Below are 22,695 nucleotides of genomic sequence, written 5' to 3'. Positions count from 1 at the left end.
CGCGCCGCCTGCGCGCCGATAACCCGCGATGGCACCACGACTTTCCGAGATCCCGGCGCATGGCAGACCAGCCTGAACTTCCAAGCCGCCCACGTGGCGGGCTGCGCCGCCTGTTGCCCTGGGGCGGGGCGGACAGCGCGCGCCCGGCCGCCGCCCTGCCCAGCGTGATCGGCAGCGAGCGCGGCGGGCACGGCCTGGCCGCGCATCAGCTGGTGCCGGCCAAGAACAAGTCCGGCGCGCACGACCCGGCGGCCGCCACCGCCCTGCTGATGCGCCTGTTCTCGCACGCCGCGCATCCGGAGGCCTTGCTGCTGGCCTTTGCCGAAGGCATCACCAGCCTGCATGGCGAACTCGGCGACATGGGCGTGCGCCTGAGCGCGGCTTATGCGGCCGGCGACTGGCCCGGCTACGGCCGCGCCTTGCGGCAACTGATCGACAAGTACATCCGCACCATCGATACCGGCGACTCGCTGGCCGAAGGACGCACCGAAGCCGAGCAACTGCGCGACCTGCTGCGGCACGCGCTAGGCAATGCCCTGTCCACGCTGCTGCAACGCAGCCCGGAGTTGGCCGAGGAAGCGCAGACCCTGGCTTCGGCACTGCGCCACTGGCGCCCCGGCCATGAGCTGATCACCCTGGAACAGCGCCTGCGCGAACTGAGCCATCAGATCGGCCTGCGTGCCGAAGATGCCAGCGAGCAGCAGAACCTGCTGCTCGGCCTGTTCGACCTGTTGCTGGAAAACGTCGGCGAACTGCTCGACGATCGCAGCTGGCTGCAGGGCCAGATCTCGGTGGTGCGGCAGCTGATCTCCGGGCCGCTGGATGTCGGCTCGATCGAACAGGCACGCGGCACCTTGCGCGAGGTCATCTACAAGCAAGGCCTGCTCAAGCAAGGCATTGCCGACTCCAAGACCGCGATGCGCGAGATGATGGTGTCCTTCGTCGACCGGCTCGACGGCATGGCCACCAGCACCGGCGAGTACCACGATCGCGTTGCCGGCTATTCGCAGGCGATCGGCGACGCTCGCAGCATTCCCGACCTCAATCGGCTGTTGCAGGACGTGCTGCAGGACACCGCCGGGGTGCAGGCGCAGGCATTGGCCGCGCGCGACGAACTGCTGGCCGCACGCCGCCAGGTCGAGGACGCCGAGCAGCGCATCGCCTCGCTCGAACAGGAACTCAGGGACGTGGCCGGGCTGGTGCGCGAAGATCAGCTGACCGGCGCGCTGAACCGCCGTGGCTTCGAGGAACTGTTCCAGCGCGAGGCCGCACGCACCCAGCGCGGCGGGCAACCGTTGTGCGTGGCGATGCTGGATCTGGACGACTTCCGCCGCCTCAACGAGACCCACGGCCACGCCGGTGGCGACGCCGCGCTGCGCCATACCGTGGACGTGGCCAAGTCGGTGCTGCGCACCACCGATGCCATCGCCCGCTTCGGCGGCGAGGAGTTCGTGCTGCTGTTGCCGGACTCCACCATCTTCGAAGCCAGCGCGGCGGTGATCCGCCTGCAGCGCGCTCTCGCCCAGCGCTCGTTGCTGCACGAGGACGTGCGCGTATTCGTCAGCTTCAGCGGCGGCGTGGCACTGCGCCATCTCGACGAGGCCCAGGACGATGTGATCCGCCGTGCCGACCGCGCGATGTACGACGCCAAGGCGGCCGGCAAGAATCGGGTGATCAGCGCGGATTAGCCGCGAACCCGGTTTGCCGCATCGACCGGTCGGACCGGGTTACCGGCGCATGACGCAGAGGCGCCGCAGGTCCTTCGGTTGCCGCCGGGCCCCACCCACGACCAACCGCTTCCGTGCGGCGGCCAGGGGCTCCCCTGGCCCGCCGCGGGACGGCGTCAGTGCGCCGCCGGCTTCCCGCGCAGCTTCTGGAACAGCATCACCGCGCCCAGCACGATCGCACCGGCAACCACGCCGACCAGCATGTTGCCCAGTGCATCGACCAGCCAGCCCATGCCGCCGGCCGACTTGGCCAGATCCTGCACCAGGTGATGCAGCGCCGGGATGTTGTGCACCAGGATGCCGCCGCCGACCAGGAACATCGCCAGCGTGCCGGCCACCGACAGGAACTTCATCAGCCACGGCGCGGCCACCAGGATGCCGCGGCCCAGCGCCGCCAACGCCGCGCCCTTCTTGCTCAGGTACAGGCCCAGGTCGTCCAGCTTGACGATGGCCGCGACCAGGCCGTACACGCCGATGGTCATCGCCAGCGCGATCGCCACCAGCACCGCGACCTGCTGGCCGAACGACACCCCGGCCACCACGCCCAGCGACAGCACGATGATCTCCGCCGACAGGATGAAGTCGGTGCGGATCGCGCCCTTGACCTTGTCCTTTTCCAGCGCCACCACGTCCACGTTCTGGTCGGCCAGCGCGCGGGTGCGCTCGGCATGCCGCTGCGCTTCCTCGTCCTGGTTGTGCAGGAACTTGTGCGCCAGCTTCTCCACGCCCTCGAAGCACAGGTAGGCACCGCCGATCATCATCAGCGGCATCACCAGCGGCACGTTGTAGCCGCGCCCGCGCAGCCAGGCCTCCAGGGCGCTGATCGCCAGTGCCGCCGGCACCAGGATCACCTTGTTCATCAGCGAGCCCTTGGCCACCGCCCACACCACCGGCAACTCGCGGTCGGCGGTGACGCCGGTGACCTGCTGCGCATTGAGCGCCAGGTCGTCGCCCAGGACGCCGGCGGTCTTCTTGGCCGCGACCTTGGTCAGGATGGAAACGTCGTCCAGCAGCGTGGCGATGTCGTCGAGCAGGGTGAACAGGCTGGCACCGGCCATGCGGGGGTCCTTCGTGAGTGGCGGTGGATTCTCGCCGATCCTGCGCCCGTATGGGGTGATGGCAGGCGGTTGCACGCCGTTGCCGACCGTTGGTGCGCGATCCCGACGCCCGCCCGCCGCATGATTCGGCCATGCCCATCGGCCGCGCCGCACACGACCGCGCCGTAGCCGCTCGTCTGGATTCACCGCCCGACGACCCGCCGCTGGCCACACTCGCGCTCTTGCACGACCGCCGGAGATGGCCTTGAGTCCGAACGACCCTTACCGCACACCGGCCCAGGCCGCGATCCCCGCCGACACCGGCGTGGTGGGCGGCATGAGCCGTCGCACGCAGATCCTGCGCCTGTTGCTGCGGTATCGCGGGTCGGGCGTGTTTGCCGGCATGAACCTGGATCCGGCTGCGATCAACGAGTACGAAGTGCCCGCCGAAGGCACGCCCGACCAGTTCGTCTCCGACCTGGAAGCGCTCGGTCCCACCTTCGTCAAGCTCGGCCAGATGCTGTCCACGCGGCCGGACATCGTGCCGCCGGAGTTCGCCACGGCGCTGGAGCGCATGCAGGAGAACACCAGTTCGGTGCCGGTGGAGCGCATCCGCCAGATCATCGAAGAAGAACTCGGCGTGTCGGTCAACAAGGCGTTCTCGTTTTTCGATCCGGTGCCGCTGGGCTGCGCCTCGCTGGCGCAGGTGCACCGCGCCGCCCTGCGCGACGGCACCCCGGTGGCAGTCAAGGTGCAAAAGCCCGAAGTGGCCGCCCAGGTACGTTCGGATCTGGACGTGCTCAAGAGTTTTGCCACCGCCGCCGACCGCCTGACCGGCATCGGCCGGCGCGTACGCTTTGCCGACTGGCTGGGCGAATTCGGCAAGACCCTGCGCGCCGAGCTCAATTACGAAGACGAGGCCGAGACGCTGGTGCGCTTCGGCAAGCATCTCAAGCCGTTTCCGCTGTTGTGGATCCCGCAACCGGTGTGGGACCTGAGCAGCCGCAAGGTGCTGACCATGCAGCTGGCCGAAGGCGTGCGCGTGGACAAGATCTCCGGCCTGCGCCGCACCGAGCAGCCGATGGACAAGCTGGCCGCAGAACTGGTCAAGGGCTACCTGGACCAGATGTTCGTGCATGGCGAGATCCACGCCGACCCGCATCCGGGCAACCTGCGCGTGCTGCAGGACGGGCGCCTGGCGATCTTCGACCTGGGCATGGTCGCGCATGTGCCGCCGCGCCTGCGCGAGCGCTTGCTCAAGCTGCTGTTCGCCGCCGTCGACGGCCGTGGCGAAGAGGTTGCCGAAGAGACCATCGCGCTGAGCACGCGCCTGGAGGATTACGACGAAGACCGCTACCAGCGCGAAACCGGGCAGATGATCGCCCGCTACGCCGCGCACGACACCACCTCCGAGGGCCGTGTGGTACTGGATCTAGTGCGCATCGCCACCGCCAACGGCTTGCGCACGCCGCCGGAGCTGAGCCTGCTCGGCAAGACCTTGTTGAACCTGGAAGGCGTGTGCCGCACGCTGTCGCCGCACCTGGACACCCGCCGCATCGTCGAGCGCCACCTGCAGCATGTGATGCGCGCGCGCCTGAAAAAATCCCTGTCGGCGGCCAATCTGGCCAGCGAGGCGATGGAACTGCAGCATCTGGTGCGCGAAGGACCGCGCCGCATGTCCGAGATCCTGTCGCTGGCGGCGGAAAACCGCCTGCAGATGCGCGTCACCGGGCTGGAAGAATCGCATCTGATGGAAAGCCTGCAGAAGATCGCCAACCGCGTGGCGGCCGGCATCGTGACTGCGGCGCTGATCATGGCCTCGGCGCAGATGATGCGTATCGAAACCGGCTTGAAGCTGTGGGGCTATCCGGCGATCGCGATGGTGCTGTTCCTGCTCGGCGTCGTGCTGGGCCTGGGCATCGTGCTCAGCGCGCTGCTGTTCGACCGCCGCGTGCGTGCGCGCGAAGAACGCGGGCATCGATAGCGCCACACACATGCGTAGGAGCGCACCCGGGCGCGACGCGGCTTAACCGGCGTCGCATGCAAAGACCGCCGCGTCCAGCGATCAAAGTGGATCGGGCGATGTGGCGTTATCGAGACGTCGCCGATGTGCGAGAGCCGCGCAGATGCGGAGTGCAGAAACCGTAGCTCCCTTGGCGAGCGCCACCACGATCAGCTGATTCTCACCGCGCACGCTGTGCCGCGCTACGGCAAGCACGCAACTCCAACAAACATTTCAGTCAGCTTCAGCGCGGCATAGTCCGTCATCCGGGTGTCACATTGGGTGTGGCGCACAGGACATGGCGAGCAAGGCGTCCGGTACGCGCTCGCATCATTCCCCCACGGACGCTGCCGCATGCATTGGATGTTGTTGTTTTCGCTGTTGCTCCTGCTTTGGCTATTGGTCGCCTCGCCGCGTCTGGCGTGGCTGAAGGCCGGATTGTTGTCATTACTGCTGCTGTTGCTCAGCGCCTGGGGCCTGGTGGATCGGCTCAGCGGCGACGGCATCAACGCCGCCACGCTGTATCACCTGCGCGCGGACATGGACGGTGCCGGCGTCAGCGATTTCTCCGGCTATATCGCCGTGTTTATCGGCATGGTGCTGCTGTCGCTCAGCCCGCTGGTGTTGCTCAGGGTGCGACGTTTCCGTCGCCCGCGTGGAGGCAATGCGGTATTCGGCGGCTTCGTGGTGATGTTGCTGGTGAGCATCGCGGTCAGCCCCTTGTACCGCGACGGCAAACGCCTGTACTACCAGCTGCGCCCGGTGGATTACGCCACCGTGGTACCGGAATATCTGGTGCCGCAGCAGCCCTTGCAGAAGCGCAAGAACATCGTGTGGATCTACGGCGAGAGCCTGGAACGCACCTACTTCGACGAAGACGTGTTCCCCGGTCTGATGCCAAACCTGCGCGCGCTGGCCAGCGAGGCGGTGGACGTGCGCAACCTCACCTCCACCGAGGGCAGCGGCTGGACCATCGCCGGCATGGTCGCCTCGATGTGCGGCGTGCCGCTGACCACCGCGCCCGGCGATGAAAACAGCATGGGCCGCATGGGCCTGTTCCTGCCCGAAGCACGCTGCCTGGGCGACTATCTCAAGGATCAGGGCTACCGTAATCACTATGTCGGTGGCGCCGATGCCAGCTTTGCCGGCAAGGGCAGTTTCCTGTCCAGCCATGGCTTCGATGTGGTGCACGACGTCAGCTACTTCCGCGACAAGGGCGTGGCGCCGAAACACTTTTCCGCCTGGGGCGTGCACGACGATGTGCTGCTGGACGATGCCTGGGACAGCTTCCAGACGCTGTCGCGCGCCGGCCAGCCGTTCATGCTCACCACGCTGACCATGGACACCCACCACCCTGCCGGCCATCTGCCGCTGGCGTGCAAGGGCCAGCACTACGACAGCGCGTTGGGCGACATCGGGCTGCTGCATGCGATCAAGTGCAGCGACCGGCTGATCGGCGAGCTGGTCGCGCGCATTCGCAATAGCCGCTACGGCAAGAACACCATCATCGTGATCGCCTCCGATCACCTGGCGATGCCCAACGATCTCAGCGATGTCCTGGCCAAGCAGAAGCGCGAAAACCTGCTGCTGTTCCTGGGCAAGGACATCGCCCCGCAGCAAGTGGTCACACGCGCCGGCAGCACGCTGGATTCGGGTGCGACGCTGCTGCAGTTGCTGGAGCCGGGCATGCGCACGCTGGGCTTCGGCCGCTCGCTGCTGGCCAGCGATGCGCCCCCCAGCGCCAGCGTTGCGGCCAGCCGCGACAGCGGCAAGGACTACCCGCGCTATCTCGCTTACGCACGCACGCTGTGGACCGGGCGCAGCACCCGCATGCTGCGCATCAACGGCAATGGCGATGTGGTGGTGGGCGTGCAGCAGGTGCGCCCGCCGGTGCTGCTGGAATACGACGACGACACCAATCTCAAAACCGTCTATCTGGAAAACACCTCGCGCCAGTTCGACCGCACCCGCACCGAGGGCACGCTGGCCTATGTGGATCGCTGCACGGCGTTCGAGGACGGCTCGGCCGATGGCGACTGGTGCGCGCTGGTGGTCGACCGCCACCAGAGCATGAAGCTGTACCGCGACCCGGACCTGACCCGCGGCATCGCCGTGGATGCGCCACTGGAGGCCAGCCAGCAAGGCCCGCGCCCACGCGTACGCCAGCCGATCATGCTCACCCAGGCCGCGCGCAAGACCGAAGCCGGTCGCTACATGCTGGAGCTGTACGCCAAGCGCCGGCCAACGCGTGCATTCTGGGTAGAGGCAGTCTCGTCGGAGCGCAAGGTGGTGCTGGCCCAGCAATGGGTGGTGCCCGATGCGGCCGGTCGCATCCGCATGCCGGTGGGCCTGGAACATGCGGTGGACGATCTGGAAATCCGCGCCTGGCTGGACTACACCGAAGACGTCAGCGTGGACGACCTGGCCCTGGTGAAGCAGACCCAGGTCGCGGATCGCTCCTGAGTCTGGCTGTCATTGTGGTCCTAGGCCCGGCGATTTGGATGAGGCAAAGGCGAAGCTCAAGAGCAAACTCGAAGCGTGCGATCTGTGGCCTGGCTGCGGGCCCTTGCCCGCCCACCATCGCAGGACACGCCGCAAGTACGTCCATGTAGGCTCTTACGCGGCATCCATGCCGCGTAAGGTCCCGCGACGGTGAGCGGGCAAGGACCTGTCGGGATGGTCGGTGTGTGTGGTGCAGGCAAAGCAAGACGTACGTTGTTTGATCACTGTGCGTGCGACCAGCGCCCTTTCCCGCGCACTGTATGCACGCGTCGACTCAATCTTCCGACGCAGGCGTGCCATCGGCCGGATCGCGCGCCACCGCGGCACCTGCACGGCTGAAGCGAATTTCCTGCGGCGATTGCAGCGCAATCCCCGCCGTTTCCATCCGCTGCAACAACGCGAAGAACAGCTCGCTGCGTACTCCGTACGAATCGCGCGGGCTGCGCACATAGGCGAACGAATTGAAGTTGACGTGCCCGCCGGCCAGCGAATCGATGAACACCGAGGGTGCCGGATCGGCCAGCACCTTGGTGTGCTCGGCAAACAGCTCCAGCAGCATGTTGCGCACCTTTGCCACGTCGGTTTCCAACGGCACCGAGAACTGCAGCTGCACCCGCCCCATCGGGTTGGACAGGGTCATGTTGCGCACGCTCTTGGTGATCAATTCCGAGTTGGGCACGATCAAGGTGGAGCGGTCGCCGACCTGGATCTCGGTCGCACGTACGCTGATCTTGCGCACGTCGCCCTCCTGATCGCCGATACGCACCCAATCGCCGATCTTCACCGGCCGCTCGGCCAGCAGGATCAGGCCCGACACGAAGTTCTGCGTGATCGCCTGCAGACCGAAACCGATACCCACCGACAGCGCGCTCAACACCAGCGCAAGCCGCTTCAGATCCAGGCCCAATGCAGTCAGGCCCCACACCACCACGATCAGCCAGCCCAGATAGCGCGCCACCGTGCTGATGGAATTGCGCGCGCCGTCATCGAGCTCGGTCTTGGGCAGATAGGTGTTGAGCAACCACTGCTGCACCACGTGCACCAGCCCCATGCCGAGCAGTAACACGCACAGCGCCCTGAACACATCGCCCGGGGTGATCACCAGCTCCTTGCCGATGGTGATGCCGTGGGCGATGTTCTCCGCCCAGTCGGTGACCACGCTGATGTTGGCACCATACGGCGTCAGCAGCACCGCGATGCCCAGCAGCACCAGCAGCACCCGGGTTGCCGCCGATATCAGCAGCCCGAGCTGCACCAGGCGTCCGCTGCCGATGCTGAGCGCGTGCGACAAGGCCCGGCTGAAGCGTCCGTCGGGCTTGAACAGCCAGGTCATCAGATCGTCGGCAAAGACCACCAGCAGGCCGAGCAGGCTGCACACCAGGGTGATCCAGATGATCTGCCGCTCCACGAACAACGCCAGATTGAGATAGCCGAACAAGGCCGCGATCAGCGCAAAGATCACCGCCAGATGGCCCAGCAGGCGGATCAGCACGATGAAGCCGCCACCACGCGAGACCACCGGCGGCGGCGCATCGCTGTCCGGATCGGCCACCCCGGCATTTGCCGCATGCGCGCGCAAGGACAGGCTCAGCCCGGCCAGCGCCGACAGGATCAACCCCGCGTACAGCAACGCGGCCAGCGCATCGGTGGCGGTGGTCAGTGCGGGGCTGCTGCCGGCCACCTCGTTGATCTTCATCGCCATGCCGCTGAACCAGATCACCGCCGCGGTGGCCAGGCAATGCACGCGCAGGCGGTCGACAGTGGCATCGTCCAGCGGGAACAGGCGCCAGCTGGGCTGGTGCTTCATCAAAAGGCTGGCACTGAGCGAACCGACGAAGGCAGCCACCACGCTGATGGCGACGAATCCGGTCAGCAACTGGTCCAGATCGTCGGGCAGCTCGCCGAGCGCGCGGATGCCCTCGACCAGCACGAATGCCGCAATCCCCAGAGTCAGCGTGCCGACCAACAGAAACCACAGTGCCAGCCCCGAGCGGCGCAGGCGTCCGCCGGGCGCACGTGAAGCCGCGTAGCGACGCCCCAGGTGGCGCAGGAAGATGCGCAGCGGAAGCGCCAGCAGCAAGGCGATGACGGCAGCGGTCATCAGCCCGCCCACGCCGTTGGCGGCGATGCCGGCCTGCACCATCTGCACCGTCTTGTCGGACAAGGCCTGCAGGCGGGCACGATCGTCGGGCCATTGCTGCGCGATCTGTTTCCACAAGGTCGGCGACAACGGCGAGGCGACCCGCGTGGAGAGCTTCACGCTGAAGCGTTGCACGCGCTCGCGTTCGAGCCGGTCGGCCAGTTCCTTGGCATTGGAGACCAGCAGCGTGGCCCGGATGAACTCGGCATTGAGCTGATCGCGCTCCTTGGTCAGCGCCTTGCGCTGTTTTGCAAGGTCGGCCGGTTCGTTCGGCGCCGCGACACCGAGCCCCTCCAGTCGCCCGTTGAGCTCCTTGAGCGGTTGCTCCAGCGTGCGCACCAGATCCTGCGCCTGCCGCTGCGCGCCGGTGACGTTGTCGGTGAGCTTGCCGAGCTGCTCGGTATCGGCCTTCTCCATGCCCGCGTCGGCCTGGGTCAGCACCTTCTGCATGTTGTCGAGCTGAGTCTGTGCGGTCTCCAGCAGCGTGTCGTCGTCCTGCGCCACGGCGGCGCCCATGCACACCATCCACAACGCGACCAGCAACAGCACACGCTGCAACACGCCGCGACGGGCACCCAGGGCAACTCGGAATTCGGACACAGGCAGAGATCGGACAGGCGCACACCAGCGCGGTGCCGGCATCTTAATCCACTGCTTCCAGCCAGGCGGATCGACGCTGCCATGCGGGTTCAGCCTGGCAGAGCTCGCCAGCAGCGGCTGTTACTGCGCGATCGCAGGTTCTTTCGCGATGCGGTGACAGCGCTGCCCGTCGCAGTGGATGCACCGTCCGGCCATCCCGACCTGAGCATGAACGCGGTGCAGCTTGTCACCTCGCGGCAACGGTGCGCTGTCGCAGAATCGAGTCACCGCTACGGCAGACGCAGCGGATGACCGCGAAGGAGAACACTCTATGCAGATTCAGATCCAGACCGACAAGCACGTGCCGCATGACCCCTCAGTCGTGCAGCATGTCGAGAAGACCTGCTCCGCCCAGCTGGCGCATTTCGCCAACGACATCACCCGCGTCGAAGTGCATTTGCGCGATGAAAACGGCCAGCGCGGCGGCGCGGCGGATCGAACCTGCAGCATCGAGGCGCACGTCGCCGGCCTGCCGCCGATCGCGGCCACCAATAGCGCCGAAACCACCGCCTCGGCCGTCACCGGCGCCGCACGCAAGCTGCGCACCGCCATCGAACACGCACGTGGCAAGCAGCACGCCAAGGCCACCGCACCGCCGCCGGAAATGCTCTGATCCGCGCCTGGGCAGGGTGGCGCCAGGCGCCCCCTGCCAGCCGCTGCATCGTTGGCACCGCAGCGCAACCACGCATTGATACATCAGCCGGCACCAACTCCTGATCCAGAAACGCCATCGGCCCGCTGCAGTGTCACTGCAGCGGGCCGATGGGTTTTGATCTGGTGCGCCCGGAGGGATTCGAACCCCCGACCAATGGCTTCGGAAGCCACTACTCTATCCGGCTGAGCTACGAGCGCCTGGTCGGGCATTATGCCAGAACCGCCGCCGCGCGCGTGACACCCGCAACGCGGGGCCTGCCGAACGGCCGGGCACCGCTGCGTTGCCGACGGAGCCCCAGCCAGGAACCCGCGCCAGCGCGGGGCCGCTTGGCGCGAGCTCGCGCAGCCGCCCGGAAGTTTGGACGATGCCTGGCTCGATCGTCACCCAGCGCATGACCGCAGCCGAGCCGCGCTGCTACCCTTTGCAGCATGAGCAAGCATGGTGTTGAACAGCTGCCCACAGCGCCCGCGCTGACCTGGCCGCAGCGACTGGGGCAGTACTGGACGTTGGTCCGCGGCGATCGTCCGATCGGCAGCCTGCTGTTGCTGTGGCCGACCTGGTGGGCGTTGTGGCTGGCCGCCGATGGTCTGCCGCCGCTGTGGACGCTGTTCGTGTTCACCGCCGGGGTCTGGCTGACCCGCTCGGCCGGCTGCGTGATCAACGACTATGCCGACCGCTGGCTGGACCCGCATGTGGAGCGCACCAAGTCGCGCCCGCTGGCCACCGGCGCGGTGTCCGGGCGCGAGGCGCTGTGGGTGTTCGTGGTGCTGATGGTGGTGGCATTCGCGCTGGTGCTCACGCTCAACTGGCTGACCGTGGCCCTGAGCGTGCCGGGCGTGTTCCTGGCCGCCAGCTATCCCTATCTCAAGCGCCACACCCACCTGCCCCAGGTCTATCTGGGCATGGCCTTCGGCTGGGGCATCCCGATGGCCTTCGCCGCGGTGCAGGGCAGCGTGCCGCTGCTGGGCTGGCTGCTGTACGCGGCCAACATCCTCTGGGCCACGGCCTACGACACCTGGTACGCGATGGTCGACCGCGAGGACGACATCCGCATGGGAAGCAAGTCCACCGCCATCCTGTTCGGCAGGTTCGACCTGATCGCGCAGGGCCTGCTGTATGCATCGATGTTTGCGGCATTGGCGCTGGTCGGCCTGCGCGCCGGTCTCGGCATCGCGTACTGGGCCGGACTGGGCGTGGCCGCGCTGCTGGTGGCCTACGAGTTCCGCCTCGCCCGCCACCGCGAACGCGGCCCGTGCTTCCGCGCCTTCCTGCACAACAACTGGGTAGGCCTGGCGATCTTCGTCGGTATCGCCGTAGCCCTGGGATTGCGCTGACGCGCAGAAAGGTCAATCGCCTCGGCTTAAGCCCCTCTCCCCGCAGGAGAGGGATTGGGGTGAGGGTAGGGGCGAAGCCCCATGTTGCAGCTCACAACCCACAGCCCACCAAGCCTCACGGCACCCGCGCACATACCCACGCATCCACCCGCTGCACACCGGCCCGCTGCAAGGCCTGCGCCGCTGCATGCAGCGTCGCACCGGTGGTCATCACGTCATCCACCAGGGCCACATGCGCGGGCAAGGCGCCACGCGCGACAAAGGCCTGGCGCAGATTGCGCTGACGCTCGGCCGCATCCAGCTCCGATTGCGGCGCGGTCGTGCGGACCCTGCGCAGCAATGGCAGGCAGGGCAGCCGCAGCGCGCGGCCGAGCGGTCTGGCCAACTCTAGCGCCTGATCGTAACCACGCTGGCGCAAGCGCTGCCGATGCAGACTCACCGGCACCAGCGCCTGCGGACGCGGCAGGCCTGCGCAACGCCTGACCATCAACTCGCTGAGCAAGCGCCCGGCGGCCAGATCCTGGTGGAACTTGAAACGCCGCAGCAGGCCATCCACCGGCCAGCGGTAGGTGAAACATGCATGCACACGTTGCAGCGGTGGCGGATGCTGCAGGCATTGCCCGCACAGCAGCGCGTCACCGCAGGCGTACAGCTGCGTTGCGCAACGCAGGCAGGCGTGCCCGTGATCCGGCAATGCGGCGCGACACGACGGGCACAGATCGCAATCAGCGCTGCCGGGTTCCGCGCACACCAGGCACCGGCTCGGCAGCAGCAACCGCAACACCCGGCGCGGCCACCTGTAAACCGAGTTGACCTCTTCGAAGTTGACAGCCTCTTCCATGCTCACCAGACTGCCTGGCTTCCAAGCCGCTGACTGTCAGGAAACCCCGATGTCTGTTGTCGTACGCCATGACTGGGATCGCAACGAGCTGCAGGCGCTGTTCGATCTGCCGTTTCCGGAGCTGCTGCACCGCGCCGCCAGCGTGCATCGCGCCCATTTCGATCCGGCGCAGGTGCAGGTGTCCACCTTGCTGTCGGTCAAGACCGGCGGCTGCCCGGAAGACTGCGCGTACTGCCCGCAGGCGCAGCGCTACGACACCGGCGTGACCGCGCAGAAGCTGATGGAGACCGAAGAGGTCGTCGCCAAGGCCCGCCAGGCCAAGGCCGCCGGCGCCTCGCGCTTCTGCATGGGCGCGGCCTGGCGCTCGCCCAAGGAACGCGACATCCCCAAGGTCGCGGCGATGATCCGCGAGGTCAAGGCGATGGGCCTGGAAACCTGCGCCACGCTCGGCATGCTCGACGCCGGCCAGGCGCGTGCGCTCAAGGACGCCGGGCTGGACTACTACAACCACAATCTGGACACCGCGCCGGATTATTACGACTCGATCATCCACACCCGCCAGTATCAGGACCGCCTGAACACGCTGGAGCACGTGCGCGATGTCGGCTTGAAGACCTGCTGCGGCGGCATCGTCGGCATGGGCGAAACCCGCGAGCACCGCATCGGCCTGCTGCTGGCGCTGGCCACGCTGCCGGCGCATCCGGATTCGGTCCCGATCAACCAGCTGGTCCAGGTCGCCGGCACCCCGCTGCACGGCACCCAGCAACTGGACCCGTTCGAGTTCGTACGCATGATCGCGGTCGCCCGCATCACGATGCCGCGTTCGATGGTGCGCCTGTCCGCCGGCCGCGAGGCGATGAGCGACGAACTGCAGGCGCTGTGCTTCCTGGCCGGTGCCAACTCGATCTTCTACGGCGAAAAACTGCTCACCACCGGCAACCCGGACACCGAACGCGACCAGGCCCTGTTCCAGCGCCTGGGCCTGCGCCCGATGCAGATCACCGTCGACGCCGCCGAGCACGACCACCCCGGCACCGTGCATGCGGAAATCACCCGCAGCACGGCCTGCGAGCACGCCGCCTAACCGCGAATCGAACGTCCGGCACCGGTCGTCGGTGCCGGCTGGGCGTGCCGGGCGCGGCAGGCTACGCTAACGCCCCCTTCTGCCGTTGAACGCCCCCATGGCCCGCCCCGATCTGCACGAACGGATTTCGTCGCTGCGCACCTTGCGTGTGGCCCAGGAACGGGTGCGGGTGCGGCGGCTGGTGGGCCGTCGCGATGGCGTGCGGCTGGAAGTCGATGGCCGCTGGCTGACCGGTTTCTGCTCCAACGACTATCTGGGCCTGTCGCAGCAGTTCGAAGTGGTCGCCGCGTTGCAGGACGCCGCCGCGCGCGATGGTGCCGGCGCCACCGCCTCGCATCTGATCTGCGGCCACCACACCGCGCACGAAACGCTGGAGCGCGAGATCGCCGAGTGGCTCGGCTATCCGTCGGCGCTGCTGTTCGGCAGCGGCTTCATCGCCAACCTGGCGGTGCAGCAGGCCTTGCTCAGCGAGGACGACGATGTCTGCGTGCAGGACCGGCTCAACCACGCCAGCCTGCTCGATGCCACACGCCTGGCCGGCTGCCGGTTGCGCCGTTATCCGCACCTGGATGTGGAAGGCGCGATGCGTCAGCTCAAGGGCTCGCCCGAGGGCGCGGCGATGCTGGCCAGCGATGGCGTCTTCAGCATGGATGGCGATGTCGCGCCGCTGCGTGCGTTGAGCCTGGTGGCGCGCATGCAGCAGGCGCTGTTCTACGTCGACGACGCACATGGCGTGGGCGTGCTCGGCCCGCAGGGGCGCGGCTGCGTTGCCGATGCCGGACTGGGCGTGGCCGAAGTGCCGCTGCAGCTGGTAACCCTGGGCAAGGCGCTCGGCGGCTATGGCGCGGTGGTGGTCGGCGATGCAGCGCTGGTGCGCCATCTGGCCGAAACCGCGCGCCCCTACATCTACACCACCGCGTTGCCGCCGGCGCAGGTCGCTGCGACGTTAGCGGCCGTGCGACTGGCGCGTCGCGACGATTGGCGGCGCGCCAAGCTGGTCGAGTCGATCGGCAGTTTCCGCGATGGGGCACGCCGGCATGGCTTCGAGCTGATGGCCTCGGATACGCCGATCCAGCCCCTGCTGTGCGGCGAAGAAGCCACGGTGATGGCGATGTCGGCCGCGCTGGAACAGGCCGGCTTCCTGGTCGGCGCGATCCGCCCACCCACCGTGCCCGAAGGCAAGGCGCGTCTGCGTGTGACCCTGTCCGCGCTGCATACGCCGCAGCAGGTGCAGGCCTTGATCGAGGCCATCGTGCAGGCGCGCGATGTGGTCAGCCGGCAACCGCTGCGTGCGTCTGCCTGAGGGAGACGATCCAGACGGTTGCGCCGGAGCCGCGCGGCGGCGGCCGTGCTCGACGTGGCAGTGTCCGCGTCGCTGATGTTGCCGGATCGCTGCTGTCGGTGCGGTCCTGCGTGCCCGCAACCGGCTTGGCGTGCCGCGCAGACCGGCTCCACGCGCGGCGCAGGCTGATGCAAGACACCTTGCGCCGCACACGCTGACCCATGCGCCGGTCAGCGCCATCAGCGACAATCCCCGCATGCATATCGATGTCATCGGCCACGGGCCTGCGCTGGTTCTCCTGCACGGTTGGGCGTTGCACGGCGGCGTGTTCGCGCCGTTAGTGAAACGCCTGGCCGCGCAGCATCAACTGCATCTGGTGGATCTGCCCGGGCACGGTTTCAGCCGCGGCGACAGCACGCCGCTGGCGCTACCGGACGTGGTCGCCGGCATCGCCGCCGCCACGCCGCCGGCGGTGTGGGTCGGCTGGTCGTTGGGCGGGCTGTTCGCGCTGCATGCCGCGGCCACCCAGCCCAAGGTACGCGGGCTGGCGATGATCGCGGCCACGCCGCGTTTCGTGCGTGGCAACGGTTGGCCCGACGCCGTCGAGCGCGAGGTGTTCGTGCAATTCGGCCAGGACTTGGCGCGCGATTATCGCGGCACGCTGGAGCGGTTTCTGGCGCTGGATACGCTGGGCTCGGCGCATGCCCGCAGCGAGTTGCGCAGCCTGCGCGAGACGCTGGTGGCGCGCGGCGAACCGGCCGCCGAAGCACTGCAGCAAGGCCTGCAGTTGCTGGAACGCAGCGACCTGCGCCGCGCGCTGCCGCAACTCGCACGCCCCAGCCTGTGGATCGCCGGCCAGCGCGACCGGCTGGTGCCGGCGGCCGGCATGCAGGCCGCCGCCGCGCTGACGCCGCACGCGCAAGCATTGATCATTGCCGGTGGCGGGCACGCACCGTTTCTTGGCCATGCCGATCAGGTCGCCGAGGCGCTGCAACGCTTCGTTGCGTCCGTGCCATGAGCAGATCGCCGATCATGCGGCATCGCTGATCGAGGACACATGCATGGATCTGGGAATCGCCGGGCGCTGGGCACTGGTCTGCGCCGCCAGCAAGGGCCTGGGGCTGGGCTGCGCACGCGCACTGGCCAGCGAAGGCGTCAACGTGGTGATCGTCGCGCGCGGCCGCGATGCCCTGGAGCAGTCCGCCCAGGCATTGCGCGCACTGCCGGGCGCCGGCGAAGTGCGTAGCGTGGTGGCCGATATCGCCACCCCGCAGGGACGCAGCGATGCGCTCGCCGCCTGCCCGCAGCTGGATATCCTCATCAACAACGCCGGTGGCCCGCCGCCCGGCGATTTTCGCCAGTGGGAACGCGACGACTGGCTGCGCGCACTGGACGCCAACATGCTGGCGCCGATCGAACTGATCCGCGCCAGCGTCGATGCGATGCGCGCGCGGCGCTTCGGCCGCATCGTCAACATCACCTCCAGTGCGGTGAAGGCGCCGATCGACATCCTGGGCCTGTCCAATGGCGCGCGCGCCGGCCTCACCGGCTTCGTCGCCGGACTGGCGCGCAGCACGGTGGTCGACAACGTCACCATCAACAATCTGCTGCCCGGCCAGTTCGCCACCGACCGCCTGCGCGGCAACTTCGCGGCGATCGCGCAACAGCAAGGCAGCAGTGCCGAAGACGTCGCCGAGCGCAAGCGTGCGGGCATTCCGGCCGCACGCTTCGGCGAGCCGGACGAATTCGGCGCGGCCTGCGCGTTCCTGTGCAGCGCGCAGGCCGGCTACATCACCGGGCAGAACCTGCTGATCGACGGCGGCAGCTATCCCGGCACGTTCTAGGCCGCCTCGGCCACGCGGCGAGTCGTGGCGACCGCCGCTGACATCCGGTGGGTGTTTGGCCAAGCCCCGTTGAACCCCGTGCCGCTCGCCACGCAGCCACCGGCAAACCGAACGTCTGCAGACTCGCCAGGCCGATGCCAGGCCACCCATCGATTCCCTCCGCCCCGGCCACAGGCGACAATAGCGCCGCTCATGAACAGTACTTTCGACCCCCGCCACGTCCGGCGCGCCTTTGCGCGTGCCGCCAGCAGCTATGCTGCCGCCGCCGCGCTACAGCGCGAAGCCGAAGCGCGCCTGCTCGAATCGCTCGACTACCTGGGCGACCAGGTGCCCAAGGTGGTGCTGGATGTCGGCGCCGGCCCCGGCCACGCCAGCGGCGCGATCAAGAAGCGCTGGCCCAAGGCGCAGGTGATCGCGCTGGACCAGGCCATGCCGATGCTGCGCCAGGCGCGCAAGGCGGCGGGCTGGTGGAAGCCATTCGCGCAGGTCTGCGCCGATGCACGCGCCTTGCCGGTGGCCGACGGCAGCGTGGACGTGATCTTCAGCAACCTGTGCCTGCAGTGGGTGGAAGACCTGCCGGCGGTGTTCGCCGGTTTCCGCCGCGCGCTACGGCCGGGTGGCTTGTTGCTGTGCTCCACCTTCGGCCCGGAGACGCTGATCGAGTTGCGCGAGGCCTTCGCCCAGGCCGACCCGGCCCCGCATGTCAGCCGCTTTCCGCCGATCGCCCAGTTCGGCGATGCCTTGCTGATGTCCGGCTTCCGCGACCCGGTGCTGGACCGCGACCTGTTCACGCTGACCTACAGCGACCTGCCCGCGCTGATGCGCGAGCTGCGCGCGATGGGCGCCACCAACGCACTCAGCAACCGCCGCGCCACCCTGACCGGACGCGGCCGTTTTGCCGCCGCCAGCGCCGCCTACGAGCCCTTGCGGCGGCCGGACGGCACCCTGCCCAGCTCCTGGGAAGTGATCTATGCCCACGCCTGGGCACCGGCACCGGGCGCGCCCATCCGCGAGCAGGGACACGATGTCGCCAGCGTCCCGGTGGCCTCGATCCCGATCCGCCGCCGCATCGACTAGCGGCGGTGCAGATCGCCGGCAGCAACGCAGCCGTTGCCGGCGAGACACACAGTTTTGCGATGGCACCAATGCAGACCTGTCAGGCTCGGTCGCGACACCCGGTAGAATTCAGCAGTCAACGGCCGCATGTTCCTGTTGCGGCTTGCCTTTTCGACGCCTCAACCGGCGTGGCTAGCAAAACGCAGCACGCAGCCGTCAGGTGGCTGCAGACGGCGCGCAGGAATCTGCATGTACGCGTGGTACATGTCGGTTCCGAGTACCGGCAGCGCCCCCGCCCGGCTGCTGCATTGTCGTTTTGATAGCCGCTCTTAGGTTTGCGGCCCCCGTCCCCCAATCGGCCTTCCCAATGTTGAAGTGGCTCATCATCGCGCTGTTCATCGCATCGGCGCTGTACATCCATTACCGCGGTCGCGTGCGGCACCGGCTCAGCCGGCAGCTGCTGGACCATTCCACCTTCATGGCGCCGATCAACACGCTGATGTATCTGTGTTCGCGCGTGCCGACCACGCCGTTCATCGATCCCGGCAAGGAATTCCCGGAGCTGGCGCCGCTGCGCGCCAACTGGCCGCTGATCCGCGATGAAGCGGTGGCGCTGCAGCAGATGCAGAAGATCCGCGCTGCCGACGGCTACACCGACATCGGCTTCAACTCGTTCTTCCGCCGTGGCTGGAAGCGCTTCTATCTGAAGTGGTACGGCACCGCGCACCCGTCGGCGTCTGAACTGTGCCCGCAGACCACCGCGTTGCTGAAGTCCATCCCCACGGTCAAGGCCGCGATGTTCGCCGAGTTGCCGCCGGGCAGCGAACTGCGCCCGCACCGCGACCCGTTCGCCGGGTCCATGCGCCTGCACCTGGGGCTGGCCACGCCCAACGACGACCGCTGCTTCATCGATGTCGACGGGCAGCGCCACAGCTGGCGCGATGGCGAGTGGACGATGTTCGACGAGACCTACATCCACTACGCGCGCAACGACACCGACCAGGACCGCATCATCCTGTTCTGCGACATCGAGCGCCCGATGCGCTGGCGCTGGGCCGCGGCGGTGAACCGCTTCGTCGGCCGCAGCCTGCTCTCGGCCGGTGCCTCGCCCAATCAGGAAGGCGACAAGACCGGCGGCATCAACCGCGTGTTCCGCTATTTCTATGCCGCGCGCCTGAAGGCCAAGGCGCTGAAGGAACGCAACAACCCGCTGTACCAGACGCTCAAGTGGGGCATCTTCATCCTGGTGGTGGTCGGGATCGTGTTGCTGTAATCCCCGCCCACCCACGTAGGAGCGCACCCGGGCGCGACCGGTATTGCCGGGAACGCCTCATCGCGCGCAAGCGCGCTCCTACATAGGCCGCAATACCGCACCAATCACGTAGGAGCGCACCTGGGCGCGACCAGGCATTGCCGATAACGCCTTATCGCGCCCGGGTGCGCTCCTACGCAGTGCTGGTCGATGCGCTCAGCGCGAGACCTGCGCGATCCATTCCTGCAGGTTGTAGTAGTTGGTGACGCGGGTGATCTTGCCGTCGCGCACATCGAAGAACGCACCGCCCGGCAGCACATAGGTCTGCCCGTTGGCTTCCGGCAGGCCTTCGTCGGTGGTGTGGTAGACCCCGTGCACCACGTACTCGGCACCGACCCGGGTGCCATCCTCGTTGGCAGTGATCACGACGTCGCGCAGCTGCTCGCGGTAACTGTCGTTCATGCGCTGCAGGAAGGCGGCAAATTCCGCCCGGCCGATCTCGCGCGGCCCCTGATTGAGGTCGTGCGCGACGTCGTCGGCCAGGAACGCCAGCATGGCGTCCCAATCACCGCGGTTGAATGCCGCGTAATAGGCCTGGACCAGGCCGGTGGCGTGTTGCCGATTGCGCTCGCTCATGCTCGAACCTGCCGCTGGGAAAGCCGCATCATAGAGCGCGTTTTGCGCTTCAACACGCCTGCCCTGCGGCATACCCGGCGTCAGGCGCCCTGCACCACCAGATCCCGATGGAAGTAATAGACCTCCTGCAGCAGGAAGCGCCAGCTGGTGTGGAAGCTGCGAAAGCGCGTGCTGGGCGTGGAAGAGGCCAGCGCGTCCACCCCCAGCTCATCGCTCAGCCGCAGCGCGCGCGCCATGTGCAACGGGTCGCTGACGATGATCGCCCGGTGCATGCCGTGCCGGTCCATCAGCGCGCGTGCCTGCTGCAGATTCTGTCGGGTGGTGCGCGAGACCGTCTCGATCACGATCGCCTCCGGCGGTACGCCGTGGCGTAGCGCATAGCGCCGCGCCACCTGCGACTCGGCAAAGCGCGCGCCATTGCCGAAGCCGCCGGTGAACAGCAGCCGCGGCGCGTAGCCCTGCGCGTACAGGTCCAGCGCATGCCGGATGCGCTCTTCGAACACCGGCGAAGGGCGCGCGTCGTAGGCAGCCGCGCCCAGCACGATGATCACGTCGGCCGGCGCGGCCTGGTCGCGATCGCCGACCCAGACGATCCAGCCGGCCACGCCCACCAGCCAGATCAGCGTCAGCATGCACAGGCGCCAGCACCAGCCCCACAGACCGATCCCACGCGACCGCCTGCTCACGCCGCGGCCCAGGGCAGTGCATCCAGGTCGACGTTGCCGCCGGACAGGATCAGCCCGACCCGCCGCCCGGCAAAGCGCGCCGGGTCGGCCAGCACCGCTGCCAGCGCAATCGCCGAGGACGGCTCCACCACCTGTTTGAGCACCTGCCAGATCAGCCGCATCGCCTGCACCACCGCCGCATCGTCGACGGTGATCACCTGCGCGCCGGCGGCCTGCAACACTGCGAAATTCGGCGCCCCCAGGGTGCCGCGCAGGCCGTCGCAGAGCGTGTCGGGCACGAAGTCGACCAGGCGCTCGCCGGCCGCCAGCGAGCGCGCGGTATCGGCTGCCCCGCTCGGCTCGGCCAGCACCAGCGCACAGCCGGGCGCCGATTGCAGCGCCAGCGCAGTGCCGGCGGCCAGCCCACCGCCGCCAACCGGTGCCACCAGCACATCCAGCCCGCCGCTCTGCTGCAGCAGCTCCAGCGCGGCGGTGCCCTGCCCGGCGATCACTGCCGGGTCGGTATATGGATGCACCAGCGTCGCGCCGCTGCTGGCCTGGACGTCGGCACACATCTGCTCGCGCGCCGCGATGGTGGGCGCGCAGCGCCACAGCGTGGCGCCGTGACGGGAAATATTGGCCAGCTTGGCGGCCACCGCGCCTTCGGGCACCACCACGTGGCAGCCGATCCCGCGCGTGCGCGCGGCAAGTGCGAGTGCGGCGCCGTGATTGCCGGACGAATGGGTGACCACGCCACGCGCGGCCAGCTCCTCCGGCAACGACCACACCGCGTTACAGGCACCACGGAACTTGAAAGCGCCACTGCGCTGCAGGTGTTCGGCCTTGAAGAACAACTGCGCACCGCAGAGGGCGTCCAGGCTGTGCGAGGTCAGCAGCGGTGTCGGCGCGCACTGCGGCGCGATGCGCGCAGCGGCTTGCAGGACGTCGGAATGGGCAAGAGGGACCGTCTCGATCATGCCTGCAAGATTAACGTATCGTCTCCGCCTTCACGGCTGTGCGCGCCTTGCCCGCGCATGCTGGATCGATGCAGAAGCACCACATTGCGGCACAGTTAAGGACCGATTCAATGCATCGGTTCGAAAGTGACACCATGGTTGCAGGAGGGCACCATCCATGAAATTCCGTCTGATCTTCGCCGCCGGGCTGTTGGCCCTGGGCGGCTGCGCAACCTACGACTACACCGGTGCGGGGTCGGGCGGCTATTACCGCGGCGCGCCCGCGGTGCAGTACCGCTACCCGCCGGGCTACTCGCCGTATTTCTACGGCAACCCGTACGGCAACCCCTACGGCGCCGGGTCGATCGGGCTGTACGACTACCCGGTGTACCCGGTCTACCGCGGCGGCGGCTACTACTACCGCCCGAATGATCGACGTCCGCAGTACCGGCCGCCACGTCCTAACGGTTCGTTCAACAATGGCCCGCGTCCGAACGGCCCCCGCCCCAACGGGCCGCGCCCGCAACAACCCAATCGTCCGCCGGCGACCGGTGCACCGCCGTCGCGGCCGCCGCCCCGCATCGGTGCGCCGCCGCGGGTGATCCGCGAGATTCAACGGCAGACCGCGCCACGCAACACGCGTGAGCAGATTCCCTAAGTTGCTGACTGCGACGTGGCCCACAAATGGTGATGTTGGGGGCTTGCGTTCAGCCGGCACTTGGTCGCAAGCTAGGTGCTCTGTGTGACCCGCCACGTCATTTTTTGACCTGGCCAGCCCCACTGACCGACTTATGTCGATGTCCGACAGGGAAATCTGGATCCCCCCTGTTCCGGCCCTGTCGGATATCGGCGCCTCCAACGCATAAAGCCCCGGCATGCCGGGGCTTTATGTTTTTGTCGTCTGGTCTGCTCTGCCGCACCTGCGACTACCCGTACGAGCAGGCTGGGCTGTATCGGCGTTGGGCCGCAGAAAAAAATAAGGGTCGGCAGTCCCCCGACTACCGACCCTTACGCTACCCCATCGCACGCGTGGCTGGCCCCTG

At 67.8% G+C, this 22,695-nt stretch carries 18 protein-coding genes, 1 tRNA gene and 1 other RNA gene; 12 read left to right on the top strand and 8 right to left on the bottom strand.

Annotated features, from left to right (window positions below):
- Window positions 1–59: 59 nt before the first annotated feature.
- Window positions 60–1,688, top strand: coding sequence for a GGDEF domain-containing protein (locus ABQY74_RS02260; RefSeq protein ID WP_026064139.1), 1,629 nt, complete (start codon window positions 60–62; stop codon window positions 1,686–1,688).
- A 155-nt stretch (window positions 1,689–1,843) separates the two neighbouring features.
- On the opposite strand, the gene ABQY74_RS02255 is transcribed toward ABQY74_RS02260, so the two are convergent.
- The gene (locus tag ABQY74_RS02255; protein ID WP_016901675.1) at window positions 1,844–2,785 is read right to left on the bottom strand and encodes a DUF808 domain-containing protein; all 942 of its coding nucleotides are present in this window, start codon (window positions 2,783–2,785) and stop codon (window positions 1,844–1,846) included.
- Between the two features lie 238 nt (window positions 2,786–3,023).
- Here ABQY74_RS02255 and ABQY74_RS02250 point away from each other — a divergent pair, with 238 nt between their 5' ends.
- Window positions 3,024–4,748: an AarF/ABC1/UbiB kinase family protein gene (locus tag ABQY74_RS02250; protein ID WP_024938244.1), complete on the top strand. Its 1,725-nt coding sequence runs from the start codon at window positions 3,024–3,026 to the stop codon at window positions 4,746–4,748.
- Window positions 4,749–5,120: 372 nt separating this feature from the next.
- On the top strand, window positions 5,121–7,229 hold the full coding sequence (locus tag ABQY74_RS02245) for a phosphoglycerol transferase I (RefSeq protein WP_039517185.1): 2,109 nt from the start codon (window positions 5,121–5,123) through the stop codon (window positions 7,227–7,229).
- 313 nt (window positions 7,230–7,542) lie between these two features.
- Here ABQY74_RS02245 and ABQY74_RS02240 read toward each other — a convergent pair whose 3' ends face one another.
- Window positions 7,543–9,966, bottom strand: coding sequence for a DUF3772 domain-containing protein (locus ABQY74_RS02240; protein ID WP_349793464.1), 2,424 nt, complete (start codon window positions 9,964–9,966; stop codon window positions 7,543–7,545).
- Between the two features lie 352 nt (window positions 9,967–10,318).
- Between ABQY74_RS02240 and ABQY74_RS02235 the strand changes: the two genes are divergently transcribed.
- Window positions 10,319–10,660: an HPF/RaiA family ribosome-associated protein gene (locus tag ABQY74_RS02235; RefSeq protein ID WP_016903259.1), complete on the top strand. Its 342-nt coding sequence runs from the start codon at window positions 10,319–10,321 to the stop codon at window positions 10,658–10,660.
- Between the two features lie 162 nt (window positions 10,661–10,822).
- On the opposite strand, the gene ABQY74_RS02230 is transcribed toward ABQY74_RS02235, so the two are convergent.
- Window positions 10,823–10,899, bottom strand: a tRNA-Arg gene (locus ABQY74_RS02230).
- Window positions 10,900–11,130: 231 nt separating this feature from the next.
- Here ABQY74_RS02230 and ubiA point away from each other — a divergent pair.
- Entirely contained in the window at window positions 11,131–12,036 is a 906-nt protein-coding gene (gene ubiA, locus ABQY74_RS02225; RefSeq protein WP_349793206.1) for a 4-hydroxybenzoate octaprenyltransferase, read from the top strand.
- 115 nt (window positions 12,037–12,151) lie between these two features.
- Here ubiA and ABQY74_RS02220 read toward each other — a convergent pair whose 3' ends face one another.
- Window positions 12,152–12,877: a ComF family protein gene (locus ABQY74_RS02220; protein ID WP_349793204.1), complete on the bottom strand. Its 726-nt coding sequence runs from the start codon at window positions 12,875–12,877 to the stop codon at window positions 12,152–12,154.
- 49 nt (window positions 12,878–12,926) lie between these two features.
- Between ABQY74_RS02220 and bioB the strand changes: the two genes are divergently transcribed.
- From bioB to bioC, 5 genes are all read left to right on the top strand, one after another.
- The gene (bioB, locus tag ABQY74_RS02215) at window positions 12,927–13,961 is read left to right on the top strand and encodes a biotin synthase BioB (protein WP_016903256.1); all 1,035 of its coding nucleotides are present in this window, start codon (window positions 12,927–12,929) and stop codon (window positions 13,959–13,961) included.
- 97 nt (window positions 13,962–14,058) lie between these two features.
- Window positions 14,059–15,264 (top strand): 8-amino-7-oxononanoate synthase, encoded by a 1,206-nt coding sequence (gene bioF / locus ABQY74_RS02210; RefSeq protein WP_016903255.1) that lies wholly within the window; start codon window positions 14,059–14,061, stop codon window positions 15,262–15,264.
- Window positions 15,265–15,499: 235 nt separating this feature from the next.
- A complete protein-coding gene (bioH, locus tag ABQY74_RS02205) occupies window positions 15,500–16,261 on the top strand; it encodes a pimeloyl-ACP methyl ester esterase BioH (RefSeq protein ID WP_047127910.1) in 762 nt (253 codons plus the stop codon).
- 43 nt (window positions 16,262–16,304) lie between these two features.
- Window positions 16,305–17,087 (top strand): SDR family oxidoreductase, encoded by a 783-nt coding sequence (locus ABQY74_RS02200; RefSeq protein ID WP_047129539.1) that lies wholly within the window; start codon window positions 16,305–16,307, stop codon window positions 17,085–17,087.
- 192 nt (window positions 17,088–17,279) lie between these two features.
- Window positions 17,280–18,164, top strand: a complete 885-nt coding sequence (bioC, locus tag ABQY74_RS02195) for a malonyl-ACP O-methyltransferase BioC (RefSeq protein ID WP_039517288.1) — start codon at window positions 17,280–17,282, stop codon at window positions 18,162–18,164.
- A gap of 169 nt (window positions 18,165–18,333) precedes the next feature.
- Here bioC and ABQY74_RS02190 read toward each other — a convergent pair.
- Window positions 18,334–18,409: non-coding RNA, sX9 sRNA (locus tag ABQY74_RS02190), on the bottom strand.
- Window positions 18,410–18,510: 101 nt separating this feature from the next.
- Here ABQY74_RS02190 and lpxO point away from each other — a divergent pair.
- Window positions 18,511–19,416 (top strand): lipid A hydroxylase LpxO, encoded by a 906-nt coding sequence (lpxO, locus tag ABQY74_RS02185; protein WP_016903250.1) that lies wholly within the window; start codon window positions 18,511–18,513, stop codon window positions 19,414–19,416.
- A gap of 195 nt (window positions 19,417–19,611) precedes the next feature.
- Here the strand turns inward: lpxO and ABQY74_RS02180 are convergent, their stop codons facing one another.
- The 3 genes from ABQY74_RS02180 to ABQY74_RS02170 all read right to left on the bottom strand — a co-directional run bounded on the left by ABQY74_RS02180 (window position 19,612) and on the right by ABQY74_RS02170 (window position 21,673).
- The gene (locus ABQY74_RS02180) at window positions 19,612–20,031 is read right to left on the bottom strand and encodes a nuclear transport factor 2 family protein (RefSeq protein ID WP_115510276.1); all 420 of its coding nucleotides are present in this window, start codon (window positions 20,029–20,031) and stop codon (window positions 19,612–19,614) included.
- Window positions 20,032–20,111: 80 nt separating this feature from the next.
- Window positions 20,112–20,729 carry a YdcF family protein gene (locus ABQY74_RS02175; protein WP_026064498.1) on the bottom strand — a complete coding sequence of 206 codons (618 nt, stop codon included), beginning with the start codon at window positions 20,727–20,729 and terminating at the stop codon, window positions 20,112–20,114.
- Entirely contained in the window at window positions 20,714–21,673 is a 960-nt protein-coding gene (locus ABQY74_RS02170) for a pyridoxal-phosphate dependent enzyme (RefSeq protein WP_039517297.1), read from the bottom strand. The genes ABQY74_RS02175 and ABQY74_RS02170 overlap by 16 nt, the downstream gene beginning before the upstream one ends.
- Window positions 21,674–21,830: 157 nt before the next feature.
- Here ABQY74_RS02170 and ABQY74_RS02165 point away from each other — a divergent pair, with 157 nt between their 5' ends.
- Entirely contained in the window at window positions 21,831–22,310 is a 480-nt protein-coding gene (locus ABQY74_RS02165) for a hypothetical protein (RefSeq protein ID WP_016903246.1), read from the top strand.
- The last annotated feature ends 385 nt before the right edge of the window (window positions 22,311–22,695 follow it).

It is taken from the genome of Xanthomonas sp. WHRI 7064 (genome assembly GCF_040202355.2).
GTDB lineage: Bacteria > Pseudomonadota > Gammaproteobacteria > Xanthomonadales > Xanthomonadaceae > Xanthomonas > Xanthomonas arboricola.
This window is presented reverse-complemented; position numbering and strand designations above follow the sequence as displayed.